This is a genomic window from Pseudomonas imperatae (genome assembly GCF_057128625.1).
Window position 1 is genome coordinate 286,414 of the sequence record NZ_JBSKHP010000003.1, and the last position, 14,387, is coordinate 300,800.

At 66.1% G+C, this 14,387-nt stretch carries 11 protein-coding genes; all 11 read right to left on the reverse strand.

Going from position 1 to position 14,387, the window contains the following annotated elements; genetic code table 11:
• Positions 1-190 precede the first annotated feature (190 nt).
• The 11 genes from mdoH to ACWKWX_RS05995 all read right to left on the reverse strand — a co-directional run bounded on the left by mdoH (position 191) and on the right by ACWKWX_RS05995 (position 14,368).
• Positions 191-2,770, reverse strand: a complete 2,580-nt coding sequence (mdoH, locus tag ACWKWX_RS05945) for a glucans biosynthesis glucosyltransferase MdoH (protein ID WP_483827216.1) — start codon at positions 2,768-2,770, stop codon at positions 191-193.
• The gene (locus tag ACWKWX_RS05950) at positions 2,763-4,496 is read right to left on the reverse strand and encodes a glucan biosynthesis protein G (RefSeq protein WP_416422025.1); all 1,734 of its coding nucleotides are present in this window, start codon (positions 4,494-4,496) and stop codon (positions 2,763-2,765) included. Before ACWKWX_RS05950 ends, mdoH begins: the two co-directional genes overlap by 8 nt.
• A 266-nt stretch (positions 4,497-4,762) precedes the next feature.
• Positions 4,763-5,200: a D-aminoacyl-tRNA deacylase gene (gene dtd, locus ACWKWX_RS05955; RefSeq protein WP_483827217.1), complete on the reverse strand. Its 438-nt coding sequence runs from the start codon at positions 5,198-5,200 to the stop codon at positions 4,763-4,765.
• A complete protein-coding gene (gene pip, locus ACWKWX_RS05960) occupies positions 5,197-6,168 on the reverse strand; it encodes a prolyl aminopeptidase (protein ID WP_473005138.1) in 972 nt (323 codons plus the stop codon). The genes dtd and pip overlap by 4 nt, the downstream gene beginning before the upstream one ends.
• A 155-nt stretch (positions 6,169-6,323) precedes the next feature.
• Entirely contained in the window at positions 6,324-7,457 is a 1,134-nt protein-coding gene (srmL, locus tag ACWKWX_RS05965) for a PheS-related mystery ligase SrmL (RefSeq protein ID WP_483827218.1), read from the reverse strand.
• A 218-nt stretch (positions 7,458-7,675) separates the two neighbouring features.
• Entirely contained in the window at positions 7,676-8,473 is a 798-nt protein-coding gene (gene hutG / locus ACWKWX_RS05970) for an N-formylglutamate deformylase (RefSeq protein WP_483827219.1), read from the reverse strand.
• Positions 8,466-9,680 carry an imidazolonepropionase gene (hutI, locus tag ACWKWX_RS05975; protein WP_416422020.1) on the reverse strand — a complete coding sequence of 405 codons (1,215 nt, stop codon included), beginning with the start codon at positions 9,678-9,680 and terminating at the stop codon, positions 8,466-8,468. Before hutI ends, hutG begins: the two co-directional genes overlap by 8 nt.
• The gene (gene hutH / locus ACWKWX_RS05980; protein WP_473005135.1) at positions 9,680-11,215 is read right to left on the reverse strand and encodes a histidine ammonia-lyase; all 1,536 of its coding nucleotides are present in this window, start codon (positions 11,213-11,215) and stop codon (positions 9,680-9,682) included. The genes hutI and hutH overlap by 1 nt, the downstream gene beginning before the upstream one ends.
• A gap of 12 nt (positions 11,216-11,227) precedes the next feature.
• Positions 11,228-12,037: a quaternary amine ABC transporter ATP-binding protein gene (locus tag ACWKWX_RS05985; RefSeq protein ID WP_416422018.1), complete on the reverse strand. Its 810-nt coding sequence runs from the start codon at positions 12,035-12,037 to the stop codon at positions 11,228-11,230.
• Complete coding sequence (locus ACWKWX_RS05990) at positions 12,034-12,885, reverse strand: ABC transporter permease (RefSeq protein WP_483827220.1); 852 nt, start codon at positions 12,883-12,885, stop codon at positions 12,034-12,036. Before ACWKWX_RS05990 ends, ACWKWX_RS05985 begins: the two co-directional genes overlap by 4 nt.
• A gap of 16 nt (positions 12,886-12,901) precedes the next feature.
• Positions 12,902-14,368 (reverse strand): purine-cytosine permease family protein, encoded by a 1,467-nt coding sequence (locus tag ACWKWX_RS05995; RefSeq protein ID WP_473005134.1) that lies wholly within the window; start codon positions 14,366-14,368, stop codon positions 12,902-12,904.
• Positions 14,369-14,387 lie beyond the last annotated feature (19 nt).

Below are 14,387 nucleotides of genomic sequence, written 5' to 3' on the forward strand. Positions count from 1 at the left end.
GCTCGCGCGTGTCAATTCAGGGCGCCGCACATCGGGGGCGCACCATTTCGGGGTGCGATCCTAACGTACTCGTCTGGTAGTACAAGTGCTGAAGAGGGATTTAATGCGCAAAGGTCGACAGAAAGTGACCGTTGGCAGTGTTTCCAGAGGTTTCCAGCGGCCCCGGGCAGTGCGCCCGGGGCCTTTGGAATCACGCGTTGGCCAGGGCTGGCGGCGTGGATGAGTGCGGTTGCAGCGGCAGCAGCGGCGAATGCGGGTCCGCTTCCAGCGACTGGCGCCAGGCGCCGAGCCAGGCATCGTTGCCTTCGCTCCAAACCAGTGCATGCAGGCGTGCCAGCGCCACCGGGTCGCTGAGCAGGTGCAGGCGGGTGTTGCCGTCCAGCTTCAGCGGGCCGACGCTGAGCGCCTTGCGAATACGCTCCTCGCGCAGCGATTCGATCGGCGCCACCGAACGGTGCCGGGCAGTGGCAAGGGCACAGGCCAGGGCGTTCTGCTGCGGGTCCACCACGGCGCGGATGAAGCCATCCTTCAGCGCGTGCCAGCGGTTTTCATGGGTGTACTGGTCGGTGGAGATCAGCTCCTGCGGCGTGTCGTATTCCTCGGGGATGAGGAACAGCTTCTCGTCGCGGGCGCTGAGGCCCAGGTTGGTGCGGCTGGAGATCACCGACACCGGGATCGACAGCATCAACGAGCCGACGATAGGCGTCAGCCACCACAGGAAGCTTGGGTTCAGCCAGCACACCAGCAGCGCCCACAGGAAGCCCAGCAGGGTCTGCGGGCCGTGGCGGCGCACGGCTTCGCTCCATGGCGTGGAGTCGTCGTCACGCTGCGGCGAGTTCCAGGTAGCGGCCCAGCCCAGGAACGCGGCCAGCACGAACCGGGTGTGGAACAGCATGCGCACCGGCGCCAGCAGCATGGAGAACAGCATCTCCAGCAGCATCGAGATAGTGACCTTGATGCGGCCGCCGTACTCTTTGGCGCCCTTGGCCCAGATCAGGATGATACTCAGCAGCTTGGGCAGGAACAGCAGCACGATGGTGGTGGAGAACAGCGCCACGGCTTTTTCCGGGTGCCATTGTGGCCACAGCGGGTACAGCTGCCGCGGTTCCAGGAAGTACGCCGGCTCCATCAGCGTGTTCACCGCCAGCAGCGCGGTGGACAGCACCAGGAAGAAGAACCACAGCGGCGCCGACAGGTACGACATCACGCCCGTCAGGAACACCGCGCGGTGCACCGGGTGCATGCCCTTCACCAGGAACAGGCGGAAGTTCATCAGGTTGCCGTGGCACCAGCGACGGTCGCGCTTGAGCTCGTCGAGCAGGTTGGGCGGCAGTTCTTCGTAGCTGCCCGGCAGGTCGTAGGCAATCCACACGCCCCAGCCGGCACGGCGCATCAGCGCGGCTTCGACGAAGTCGTGGGACAGGATGGCGCCGGCGAAGGCGCCCTTGCCCGGCAACGGCGCCAGCGCGCAGTGCTCGATGAACGGCTTCATGCGAATGATCGCGTTGTGGCCCCAGTAGTGCGACTCGCCCAGCTGCCAGAAGTGCAGGCCGGCGGTGAACAGCGGGCCATACACGCGGGTGGCGAACTGCTGCATGCGCGCATACAGGGTGTCCATGCCCGACGCCTTCGGCGCGGTCTGGATGATACCGGCGTCCGGGGTGGCCTCCATCAGGCGCACCAGGCTGGTCAGGCATTCGCCGCTCATGACGCTGTCGGCGTCCAGCACCACCATGTAGCGGTAGTCGCTGCCCCAGCGACGGCAGAAGTCGTCGAGGTTGCCGCTTTTACGCTTAACGCGGCGGCGACGGCGGCGGTAGAAGATCTTGCCGAAACCCTTGGCCTCGCGGCACACGTCCAGCCAGGCCTGTTGCTCGGCCACGGCGATGTCGGTGTCGTTGGTGTCCGACAGCACGAAGAAGTCGAAACGGTCCAGGTCACCGGTGGCGGCTACCGATTCAAAGGTAGCGCGCAGGCCGGCGAACACCCGCGGCACGTCTTCGTTGCAGATAGGCATCACCAGCGCGGTACGGGCACCGGGCTCGATCGGCTCGTTGCCGGCGCTGGCGCCGGAGATGCGGTACTTGTCGCGCCCGGTCAGCAGTTCCAGGAAGCCCATCAGGGCAGTCCAGAAGCCCGCCGACACCCAGCAGAACAGGATGCCGAACAGAATCAGGATGCTGGTCTGCAGCACGTACGGCAGCACTTGCTGCGCGGTTTGCGCCACGGACTGGTGCAGCACCTCGTCCAGGTCCACGAACGACCAGCCCTGGTAGGGCAGGATGCCTTTCATGTAGTAACCGGCGACGATGGTCTGGCCCAGCATCAGCGCCAGCAGGATGTAGCGGCGCATGGAGCCCACCCAGCGCCAGCGCGCCTTGGGCAGCTCGCGCTTGTCGCTGACCGGTTCCGGCGCGCTCTTCTGGCCGGTGACCCGGCGCCACATGCGCACCAGTACGTTGGTGCGCCAAGGCTCCGGGACCACCCGCGTGCGGTTGATCGGCGGCGTGGCCTTGAGCTTCACGCGGCCGTCGGCGTCGACCGAGAGCATCTCGGCCTCTTCCAGTTCAGCGGCGCTGTTGAGGGTCAACCGACGGCCGACCGAGGCCTGGGCGGCCTCGCGCGACTCGTCCGCCGGCTGCGCGGAGAGGTATTCATGCAGCTCGCTGAACGAGTTGCAGCGGGCAAGTTCTGCGCGCTGCTCCTCGCTCAGGGGCAGGTGGGCCAGGTACTCGCCGAGCGACTCTGGCCGGGTCTGTGAATTACTCATCGGAAGGCAACTGGTAGCTCCAGGTTTCGGTCAGTACCTGATCGGGCTTGACCGGCTCCTCGGGGGTGGGCGCAGCCGGGGCAGGCTGCTCGGCAGGCTTGTCGGCCTTGGCATGCTTGGCGTTGGCCTTGGCGTGCTTGGCGGCAGGCTTCTCTTCCTTCACAGGCTCAGCCGGCTTGGCGGGCGGCAGTGGTGCGTCCTTGACCAGTGCGGCGCGCATCTCGACCGACTGTTTAGGATCCTTGACCTTCAGGCGCAGCGTCAGGCGCCAGCCTTTGGTTTCCGGGTTGTAGCGCAGGTTGTTCTCGACCAGGTCGGCGTTGTCGCCAACGCTCACCTGGCTGCGCACCTGGGCGTCTTCCGGCAGGGCGGCGAGCACCGGACCGGTAAAGTCGATCAGGAAGGCCACGCTGCCGTCAGGCTGGCGGATCAGGTTGGACTGCTTGACGTCGCCGGTGGAACGCAGGGTCTGCTTGACCCAGGCGGTTTCAGGCGAGTGCAGCTGGTCTTCGTTGGAGGTCCAGACCAGACGGTAGTCGTGGTCCAGGGCCTGGCCTGGCTCCGGCAGTTTTTCCGGGTTCCAGAAGGCAACGATGTTGTCGTTGGTTTCGTCGGCAGTCGGGATCTCGACCAGGTCGACGGTGCCCTTGCCCCAGTCGCCCTTCGGCTCTACCCAGGCGCTTGGGCGCTTGTCGTAGCGGTCGTCGAGGTCTTCGTAGCGGCCGAATTCACGACCACGCTGCAGCAGGCCGAAACCTTTCGGGTTCTCGACGGTGAAGCTGCTCACGGCCAGGTGTTTCGGGTTGTTCAGCGGGCGCCAGATCCACTCGTCGTTGCCGGCATGGATCGACAGGCCAGTGGAATCGTGCAGCTCGTGACGGTAGTTGAGCACCTTGGACGGCTGGTTGGAGCCGAACAGGAACATGCTGGTCAGCGGGGCGATGCCCAGGCGGCTGACGTGGTCACGCAGGAACACCTTGGACTTGACGTCGACGACGGTGTCTTCACCCGGGCGCAGGGTCAGCTTGTAGGCGCCGGTGGAGCGTGGCGAGTCCAGCAGGGCGTAGATCACCAGGAACTTGTCGGCCGGGTTCGGCTTCTCCACCCAGAACTCGGTGAAGCGCGGGAACTCCTCGCCCGACGGCAGCGCGGTGTCGATGGCCAGGCCACGGGCCGACAGGCCGTAGGTGTGGCCCTTGCCGACGACGCGGAAGTAGCTGGCACCCAGCAGGGTCATGACTTCGTCCTGCTTGTCCGCCTTGTTCAGCGGGTACAGCACGCGGAAACCGGCGTAGCCCAGTTTCTCGGTGGACTTTGGATCGAACTTCAGGTCACCGAAATCGAAACGGGCCGGGTCATACTTGATTTCCTCGACCTTGTCGTTGGCGATTTCGTTGATTTTCACCGGCGTGTCGAAGTGCATGCCCTGGTGGTAGAACGAGAGCTTGAAGGGGGTCTTGTCGTTCGCCCACTCGGCTTTCTCGTTCAGGAAACGAATTTTCTGGTAGTCAGCGAACTTCATGTCCCGGAATTCGGCAGGCAGATTGCTTTTGGGTGCCTCGAATTTCTGCCCGGCAAGATCCTTTGCCTTGGCTGCCACGTCATCCAGGCCAAAGGCCCAGATCTGGCCCGCGCTCAGCAGGCAGAGGAGTGCAGACCCCGTCAACAGCGCGGTGCGTAGGCGCTTGCCTGGGGTTCTTGGTGCATTACAGGGACTAACAATCACGAGCAACCCTCGCCGAAAAACAAATCAAAGAACCAACGGCCAGCGGTCATGTGCCGGGTTGGCGAGCATTGTTCCGACTCCGAAAGGGCGCAATGATTCCCCAGACGGCAAAGACCAAGGCTCAGGTCGGAACAAAATGGATCAACGAACGCTGATCGTCATGGCGCGAGATTATCCAGCAGCCCGCGTTACAACGCATCAGGGTTGGTAAACTTTTTATGCTACAAACTCACCGAAATTCGCGCAAATGAACGTTTTACCGCCACTTATGACTGTAACAGCAACGTAACCGGGCCATCGTTGACCAGGTGCACCTGCATGTCGGCGCCAAAACGGCCACACGCCACGCCTTCGTGCTGCACCCGCGCCTGGGCCAGCAGGTACTCGTACAGCTCGGCGCCCAGTGCTGGCGGCGCCGCGGTGGAGAAGCTGGGGCGCATGCCGCTGCGCGTGTCCGCCGCCAGGGTGAACTGCGACACCAGCAGCAGGCCACCCCCCACGTCCTTGAGCGACAGGTTCATCTTGCCCTGCGTATCGGAAAACACTCGATAGTTAAGCAGCTTGTGCAGAAGTTTGTCGGCGCTGGCGCGGGTATCTTCAGGTTCCACCGCCACCAGCACCATCAGGCCCTGGTCGATGGCCCCCACGACCTCCCCCTCGACTTCCACCCGCGCGCTGCTGACGCGCTGCAGCAGCCCCTTCACGCTTCCTCCAGGGGCAGGTCCAGCAAACGCCGGGCCATCTGGTCACAGGCGCGCACCAGGGCGTCGGTGATGCCTGGCTCGGACGCGGCGTGGCCGGCGTCGCGGATCACCTGCAGCTCGCTGTTGGGCCAGGCCTGGTGCAGCGCCCAGGCGTTGTCCAGCGGGCAGATGACGTCGTAGCGGCCATGCACGATCACCGCCGGCAGATGGGCGATCTTCGGCACGTCGCGGATCAGCTGGTCAGGCTCCATGAAGGCGTTGTTCATGAAGTAGTGGCATTCGATGCGGGCGATGGATAGCGCCCGCTGCGGCTCGGAGAAGCGGTCCACCACCAGCGGGTTGGGGCGCAGGGTGGCGGTGCGGCCTTCCCAGGTGGACCAGGCCTTGGCGGCGTGCATCTGGGCGATCTGGTCGTTGCCGGTCAGGCGCTTGTGGAACGCGCCGAGCAGGTCATGGCGCTCGTCGGCCGGTATCGGCGCCACGTAGTCCTGCCAGTAGTCGGGGAACATGCGGCTGGCGCCTTCCTGGTAGAACCACTGGATCTCCTGGGGGCGGCACAGGAAGATGCCCCGCAGGATCAAGCCGTGCACGCGTTCGGGGTGGGTTTGCGCGTAGGCCAGCGCCAGGGTTGAGCCCCAGGAGCCACCGAACAGCACCCACTTGTCGATGCCCAGGTGTTCACGGATGCGTTCCATGTCGGCCACCAGGTCCCAGGTGGTGTTGTTCTCCAGGCTGGCATGGGGGGTGGAACGGCCACAGCCACGCTGGTCGAACGTGACAATTCGATACAGGTTCGGGTCGAAATAGCAGCGGCTCTGGGCATCACAGCCGGCACCGGGGCCGCCATGGATGAACAGCACCGGCAGGCCTTCGGGCGAACCACTCTCGTCTACATACAGCACATGCGGCTCTTGCACGGCCAGATCGTGCCGGGCGTAGGGTTTGATCTGCGGGTACAAAGTCTGCATTGCACGCTCCGTAAGGGTGTTGGGTCATCCCTGCTGGGACTTCTGTCATAAGTGCCGTCAGGCATCATAAACCCGAATCGCTTACAGATCATGCCCCCATGGCGTCGAGGGGCATTCCCCCCCTCCATGCGCGGCGCAAACGATGGGCGGGGTGTTCAGCGCTCCAGGCGGTAGCTGCCGCCCGGGAAGCCTTCGTGCAGGGCGTCCTCCAGTACGTCGTAGAGCGCGTTGGCCTGTTCCACCGGCAGTGGCTGGGTGGCGTCGCGCAGGGTGATGCGCAGCAGCAGGTTTTCCTGGCCGGGTACCAGGCCCAGTTGCTCGATGGCCGCCAGGGGCAGCTCGCTGATGGGCCAGCGGCCCCGCAGGGTGATTTCCTCGACCCAGCTGGCGCAGGCGCCGGCGGCCTGCAGGATGCGCTCGGTGAGCACCTCCAGGCTATGGCCGGCCGCCATGGCCACCGAGAGTTCCCGGGTGATGGCCGGCAAGCGCGGCAGCGGTCGCCAGGGCAGCAGGTCGTGCATCTGCGCCGCCGCGCGCTCATCGGGGTCGCGCAGCAGGCGAATGTCGGGAATTCCCTTGCACAGCATGGTCAGCCGGTCCAGGCCCACGCTCAGCGCCAGGCCGCCGTGGCGCGCCGGGTCGATACCCAGGTGCTCGAGCAGGGAGCGGGCGATGCAGCCGCCGGCCATGACCTCGATAGCCCTGTCGTCCCTGATCACGTTTATCTCCACGCCGCGGTCGGTGTAGGCGCTTGGGCGCTCGCGGTGCAGCCACCGCGCGCCGGGAATCGTGCCCTCGAGGATGTCGCCGACCAGCCGCATCAGTTGCTGGCGGCTGGACAGCTGCGGCCCGCCCAGCACCCAGACGTCCATCTGGTGCGGCTCGGTGCAGTGCCAGCGGTCGCGCACGTCGCGCCGGAAGGTAATGCCGGGGGCGGCCAACAGCAGGGTTTCACCGGGCCAGCGCTTAGCCGCGGCAGCGCGCAGGGCGGGCGGCAGCAGGCAACTGGTGTGGGTGCGCAGCAGTTTCTGGCTGTCTACCCAGCGCGCCTGCTCGCTGTCGAGGATCAACGCTTCGCGGCTGTAGCCCAACAGCCCGTAGTTGTCCTGGGGCGATACCACCTTGGGCCCGCGCAGGGGCGTCGCGGCTGGCCAGCCGCGGTGCTGCAGGCGCTTGAGCACCAGCTCCGCGGTCATGCCCACGGCGTGGGCTTCGAACGGGTCGGTCAGGTCCGGCGTGAGCAGGGCCTGTTCCAGCTGCTGCGGTGTGATGTAGCGATTGCCGGCCATGCCAGTACCCCACTTCCATTTGCGAAGAATGCGGGGGCCAACGTACCGGGGGTGGCGGCGCGGCTCAATGCGAAACCGCGCCGGGGGTGTATTTTCGGAATTGGACTACGGATGCTTCCTACAGGAGCGCTCTTCATGGCTGTGGGAGCTGGCTTGCCAGCGAGCTTTCAGGGCCTCAACAGCTCGCTGGCAAGCCAGCTCCCACAATTGGCGCGGGGTCAGCGAGGGTAGCGCTGAGAAGCCCAAGAGATGAGTTCGCTCAACAACGCTTTCAGCACTACCTGCGTCGGTGCCGCCAGGTCTTCGCGGTAGTTGAACGGCTCGAATTCTTCCATGTAGGTGCTCTGTGCCAGCTCCAGCTGCACCGCATGGATGTGGTTGGCCGGGTCGCCGAAGTGGCGGGTGATGTGGCCGCCCTTGAAGCGCCCGTTGAGCACGTGGCTGTAGCCGTCGAACCCTGCGCACACGCCTTCCAGGCGCCGGGCCAGTTCCGGGTCGCAGCTGGCGCCATTGAAGGTGCCCAGGTTGAAGTCCGGCAGGCGGCCCTCGAACAGGTGCGGTACCTGGGAGCGGATGGAATGCGCGTCCCACAGCAGCGCATAACCGAACTCGTCGCGCAGGCGCGCCAGTTCCTGCTCGATGGTACGGTGGTACGGCACCCAGATTTCCTGCAGATACCGTGCGCGCTCGTCGTCCGAGGGCCGTTCATGGAACAACGGCACGCCATCGAACAGCGTCTCCGGGTACAACCCGGTAGTAGCCCCGGCATACAGCGGCTTGTTGTCCGAAGGCCGGTTGAGGTCGATGACGAAGCGCGAATACTCAGCCGCAACGACGCTGGCCCCCAGCTCGTCGGCAAAATCGTACAGGCGCGGGATGTGCCAGTCGGTGTCGGGCAGGCTTTGCGCCTCGTCGATCAGGCCGCTTTTCACCGCCGGGGTCAGGCGCAGGCCGGCATGGGGCATGCTGATCAGCAGCGGCACGCGGCCGCGTTTGAAGGTCAGGACGTTATCCACGGTGCAATTCTCCAACAGTGACTTCCACGCCGTGACGCACGACGCGCTTGTTCAATTCGCCGCCCAGCCAGTAGGCCAGGTCGGCCGGGCGCTCGATGTCCCAGGCGACGAAGTCGGCGACCTTGCCCACCTCCAGCGAGCCGTGGCTGGCGCCCAGGCCCAGGGCCTTGGCGGCATGCAGGGTGGCGCCGGCCAGGGCTTCCTCGGGGGTCATGCGGAACAGCGTGCAGGCCATGTTCAGCATCAGCCGCACCGACAACGCCGGCGAGGTGCCGGGGTTGAGGTCGCTGGCAATGGCGATGGCCACGCCATGCTTGCGCAGGGCGTCCATGGGCGGCAGCTGGGTCTCGCGCAGGAAGTAGAACGCGCCCGGCAGCAGCACCGCCACGGTGCCGGCGGCGGCCATGGCCTGGCAGTCGTCCTCGGTCATGAACTCCAGGTGGTCGGCCGACAGCGCCTGGTAGCGTGCCGCCAGGCTGGAACCATGCAGCGACGACAGTTGCTCGGCGTGCAGCTTCACCGGGATGCCCAGCTCGCGGGCCTTGAGGAAGACCTTTTCCACCTGCGCCGGCGAGAACGCCAGGTATTCGCAGAAGGCGTCCACGGCGTCCACCAGGCCTTCGGCCGCCAGCGCCGGCAGCATCTCGTCGCAGATGTGCGCGATGTAGTCGTCGGCGCGGTCCTTGTATTCAGGCGGCAGCGCGTGGGCGGCCAGGCAGGTGGCGCGCACGCTCACCGGCAGCGCCTCGCCCAGGCGGCGTATCACCCGCAGCATCTTGCGCTCGCTGGCCAGGTCCAGGCCGTAGCCGCTCTTGATCTCCACCGTGGTCACGCCGTCGCGCAGCAGGCTGGCCAGGCGCTTGCGGGCGCTGGCGAACAGCTCGTCCTCGCTGGCGGCGCGGGTGGCCCGCACGGTGCTGGCGATGCCGCCGCCGGCCGCGGCAATCTCGGCGTAGCTGACGCCCTGCAGGCGCTGTTCGAACTCACCGCTGCGGTTGCCGCCGAACACCGTGTGGGTGTGGCAGTCGATCAGCCCCGGGGTCACCCAGGCACCGCCCAGGTCCACGCCCTGCCCTGCCGGCGCCTCGCTGCGCGGGCCGATCCATTCAATGAGGCCGTCGGCGGTAACGATGGCGGCGTCTTCGATGATCGAGTATTTGCCGTGGGCCATGGTCGCCACATGGCAGTGCTGCCACAGGGTTTTCATCACAGAGTCTCCTGGAACAATTCGGGGAAGGTGCGGCCCAGCAGGGCCGGGTCCTTGAGAATGGCGGCGCTGGCGGCGATGTCCGGCGCCAGCCAGCGGTCCTGGTCGTAGGGCGGGATGCGCTCGCGCAGCAGGCGCCAGGCGGTGTCGGTGCCGGCGCCGAAGCGCTGGTCCTTGAGGAATTCGAAGGCCTGGGCGGCCAGCAGGTACTCGATGGCGAGGATCTGCGTGCAGTTCTCCAGCGCCCGGTGCAGCTTGAGCGAGGCGTTGGTGCCCATGCTCAGGTGGTCTTCCTGCAGGCCCGAGGTCACGTAGTTATCCACAACCGCCGGCTGCGCCAGTTGGCGGTTCTCGGCGCACAGCGAAGCGGCGACGTATTGCACGATCATCATCCCCGAGTTCACCCCCGGCTGGCTGACCAGGAACGCCGGCAGCCCGCTGACCAGCGGGTTGATCATGCGGTCCAGGCGGCGCTCGGCGATGGCGCCGATCTCGGCCACGGTGATCGCCAGCACGTCGGCGGCCATGGCCACGGACTGGCCGTGGGGGTTGGCCTGGGACATCACCCGGTAGTCATCAGGCGTGCCCAGCAGCAGCGGGTTGTCGGTGGCCGAGTTGAGCTCGATCTCGATCTGCCGCGCCGCGTGCGCCAGCTGGTCACGGGAGGCGCCGTGTACCTGGGGAATGGAGCGAATGCTCAGGGCGTCCTGGGTGCGGATGCCGCGGCTGCTGGCGATCACCTCGCTATCGGCCAGCAGCCAGCGCAGGTTTCTCGCCACTACCTGCATGCCGGGGTGCGGCTTGAGGCTGATGATGGCCGGGTCGAAGGCGTCGATCTGCCCGCGCAGGGCCTCGAAGCTCATGGCGCCGATCACGTCGGCCCAGCCAGTCAGGCGCCAGGCGTCGTCCAGGGCCAGGCAGCTGAGGCCGGTCATGCACGGCGTGCCGTTGACCAGGCACAGGCCGTCCTTGGCGCCGAGGATCACCGGCTGCAGGCCTTCGGCGGCGAACGCTTGGGCGGCGTCGACGATCTGCCCGCGGTAGCTGACCGGGCCGATGCCCAGCAAGCCCACGCCGATGTGCGCCATGTGCGTCAGGTAGCCCACCGAGCCCTGGGACGGCACCTGCGGGGTAATACCACGGTTGAGCAGCGCCAGCAGCGCTTCCACCACCTGGCGGTGCAGGCCGGACTTGCCCTGGCAGAAGTTGATGATGGCCGCACAGATAATCGCCCGGGTCTGTTCGTCGGTCAGCGGCTTGCCCACCCCGCAGGCGTGGCTGAGCAGGGTATTGCGCGACAGCTGGCTGAGCTGCTCGTCCTGCAGCGACACGTTGCACAGCGCGCCCAGCCCGGTGTTCACGCCATAGGCGCGCTCACCACTCTCGACGATGCGCTGGACGATGGCTTGGGCGTTATCGATACGCGCCCAGGCCTGGGGCGACAGCTCCAGGCGGGCGCCAAAGCGCGCCACGGCGACCACATCCTGCCAACGCAAGCGTGCATCGGCGATTACGACGTTTTCGGCCAACAACATCTACAACGCTCCTTAATAAGTGGCCACCCGGCGGCGAACGAAACGGTCCACGTAGTCGTCGGCCGGGTGATGAAGAATGTCCTGCGCAGCGCCGACCTGAATCAGGCGGCCGTCGCGCAGGATGGCAATGCGGTTGCCCAGCCGGACAGCTTCGTCCAGGTCGTGGGTGATGAACACGATGGTCTTGTGCAGGCCTTGCTGCAGCGCCAGCAACTGGTCCTGCATTTCGGCGCGAATCAGCGGGTCGAGGGCGCTGAAGGCCTCGTCCATGAGGATGATCGGCGTGTCGGCCGCCAGCGCCCGCGCCAGGCCGACGCGCTGGCGCATGCCGCCCGACAGCTGCGCCGGCCAGGCGTGTTCGTAGCCCTGCAGGCCCACCGCGGCTATCCAGTGGGCGGCACGCTCGGCGCACTGCTGGCGGCTTTCGCCCCGCACTTTCAGGCCATAGGCGACGTTTTCCAGCACGGTGCGATGGGGCAGCAGGCCGAAGCTTTGAAACACCATGCTGACCTGATGCCGGCGAAATTCGCGCAGGGCGCGGCGGTCGTAGCCGAGGATGTCCTGGCCATCGACCAGAATCTGCCCGCTGGTAGGATCGATCAGCCGGTTCAGGTGGCGCACCAGGGTCGACTTGCCCGAGCCGGACAGGCCCATGATCACGAAGATCTCGCCCGCCTCCACGGTCAGCGACAGGTCGTCGACGCCGATCACGCAGCCGGTGGCGGCCAGTATCTGCTCCTTGCTGGCGCCCTCGGCGCGCAGGGCCAGCGCCCGCTCGGGTTTCACCCCGAACACCTTGGACACGTTGCGCACCTCGATCATGGCCGCACCTCGTGGCGCGGACGGCCGTAGGCCTGGGTGATGCGGTCGATCACCACCGCGAGGATGACGATGGCCAGCCCGGCTTCCAGGCCCAGGCCGATGTTCAGGGTCTGGATGCCCACCAGCACGTCCTCGCCCAGCCCGCGGGCGCCGATCATCGAGGCGATCACCACCATCGACAGCGCCATCATGGTGGTCTGGTTGACCCCAGCCATGATGCTGGGCATGGCCAGCGGCAACTGCACCCCGAACAACTGCTGCCAGCGGCTGGCGCCGAAGGCGTTGACCGCCTCCATCACTTCGCGGTCCACCTGGCGGATGCCCAGGCTGGTCAGGCGCACCAGCGGCGGCACGGCGTAGATAACCGTGGCGAAGATCGCCGGCACCTTGCCCAGGCCGAACAGCATCAGCACCGGTATCAGGTACACGAAGCTGGGCAGCGTCTGCATGATGTCCAGCAGCGGCATCAGCACCGCGCGCAGGCGCTTGCTGCGCGCGGCCAGCACACCCAGGGGAATGCCGATCAGCACTGAGATCAGCGTGGCCACCAGCATCAGCGCCAGGGTTTGCAGCAGCTTGTCCCACAGCCCCACGGCCCCCACCAGAAACAGCAGCGCCATGATCACCAGCGCACTGAACACCCTGCGCGTGGCATGCAGGGCTATGCCCCCGACAATCAGCAGCAGCAACCACCAGGGCAGCAGGCGCAGGCCGCTTTCCAGGCGCACGATCAGCCACAGCAGCGAATCGGACACCTGCCGGAACAGATCGCCGTAGCGGGTCACCAGGGCGTCGACGCCACGGTTGACCCAGTCGGCAATGGAGAAGGTCAGGGTATCGGGGAACATGGGCGGCTCTCACACGTCAGAAGGTCCCCTGAGGTATAGCCTTCCCTGCCGCCGCCGTGGCCAAAGGCTGCTCGTCCGGCAGGATCAGGCGGTCGGGCACCGCGCCGTGCCAGCGCTTGGCAACCAGGTAATACAGCACCGCCGGCACGACCAGGCCGATGATCCAGGAAATGTCGGTGTCGCCCAGGCTGGCCACCAGCGGGCCGGTGTAGAAGTGGGTGGAGATGAAGGGCATCTGGATCACCACGCCGACCACGTAGATGCTGATGCCGGGAATGTTCCAGCGGCCGTAACGGCCATCGGGGTTGGACAGCGCCGGGATGTCGTAGCGCTCTTTGGTGATGCAGTAGAAGTCCACCAGGTTGATGGCGCTCCAGGGCGTGAAGAACGCCAGCAGGAACAGGATGAAGGCCGAGAAGTCCTTGAGGAACGAGTCCTTGCCCAGCACCGCCAGCAGCGTCGCCGTGCCCACCATCAGGAAGATGTAGGTCAGGCGCAGGGCGCTGGAGATATGGCGGTTGCCGCGGAAGCCACTGATGATGGTGGCGATGGACATGAAGCTGCCGTAGGCGTTGAGGGTGGTGACCGTTACCTTGCCGAACGCCACGCTGAAGTACAGCAACGCCGCGACCGCGCCGGTGCCGCCCAGGCCGACGATGAACGACACTTCGTGGTGGGCGAACTGCGCGCCGGCCAGGGCGGCGGCGAACACGCCGAACACCATGGACGCCTGCGCACCGATCACCGCGCCCAGGCCCACGGCCCAGAAGGTGCCGGCCACCGAGGTCTTGCTCGGCAGGTAGCGCGAGTAGTCCGCCACGTACGGGCCGAAGGCGATCTGCCAGGACGCCGACAGGGAAATCGCCAGCAGGAAGCTGCTCAGGGAGAAGTGCTTGTTGCCCAGCAGCGCACCGACGTCGTTGCCGGCCAGCAGGCGGTAGAACAGGTACATGAAGGCGATGACACCGAGCACGCTGGCGACGCGGCCGATCATGTGGATAACCCGGTAGCCGAAGATGGTCAGCACCACGATCAGGGCGGCGAAGATGACGATGCCCTGCCAGTCATCCACCTGCAGCAGCTGGGCGATGGCCTGGCCGGCCAGCAGCGAACCGCTGGCCGAGAAGCCGATGTACATCAGGCACACCAGCACCAGCGGGATCACCGCGCCGTAGACGCCGAACTGTACGCGGCTGGAGATCATCTGCGGCAGGCCCAGGCGCGGGCCTTGCGCGGCGTGCAGGGCCATCACCCCGCCACCCAGCAGCTGGCCGACGAACAGCCCCACCAGCGACCAGAACACGTCGCCGCCCAGTACCACGGCCAGGGCGCCGGTGACGATGGCGGTGATCTGCAGGTTGGCACCCAGCCACAGGGTGAACTGGCTGAATAACCGACCGTGACGCTCGGATTCAGGAATGTAGTCAATTGAGCGTTTTTCGATCAATGGCGTGCTTGCAGCACGGTCAACTGAACCAGCCATACAACGACCCTCAAAAATG

Bases quoted from the DNA above. Each gene is read 5' to 3' on its own strand.
- mdoH (WP_483827216.1), bottom strand. From the start codon at position 2,770: ATGAGTAATTCACAGACCCGGCCAGAGTCGCTCGGCGAGTACCTGGCC.
- pip (WP_473005138.1), bottom strand. From the start codon at position 6,168: ATGCAGACTTTGTACCCGCAGATCAAACCCTACGCCCGGCACGATCTG.
- srmL (WP_483827218.1), bottom strand. From the start codon at position 7,457: ATGGCCGGCAATCGCTACATCACACCGCAGCAGCTGGAACAGGCCCTG.
- hutI (WP_416422020.1), bottom strand. From the start codon at position 9,680: ATGAAAACCCTGTGGCAGCACTGCCATGTGGCGACCATGGCCCACGGC.
- hutH (WP_473005135.1), bottom strand. From the start codon at position 11,215: ATGTTGTTGGCCGAAAACGTCGTAATCGCCGATGCACGCTTGCGTTGG.
- ACWKWX_RS05985 (WP_416422018.1), bottom strand. From the start codon at position 12,037: ATGATCGAGGTGCGCAACGTGTCCAAGGTGTTCGGGGTGAAACCCGAG.
- ACWKWX_RS05990 (WP_483827220.1), bottom strand. From the start codon at position 12,885: ATGTTCCCCGATACCCTGACCTTCTCCATTGCCGACTGGGTCAACCGT.
- ACWKWX_RS05995 (WP_473005134.1), bottom strand. From the start codon at position 14,368: ATGGCTGGTTCAGTTGACCGTGCTGCAAGCACGCCATTGATCGAAAAA.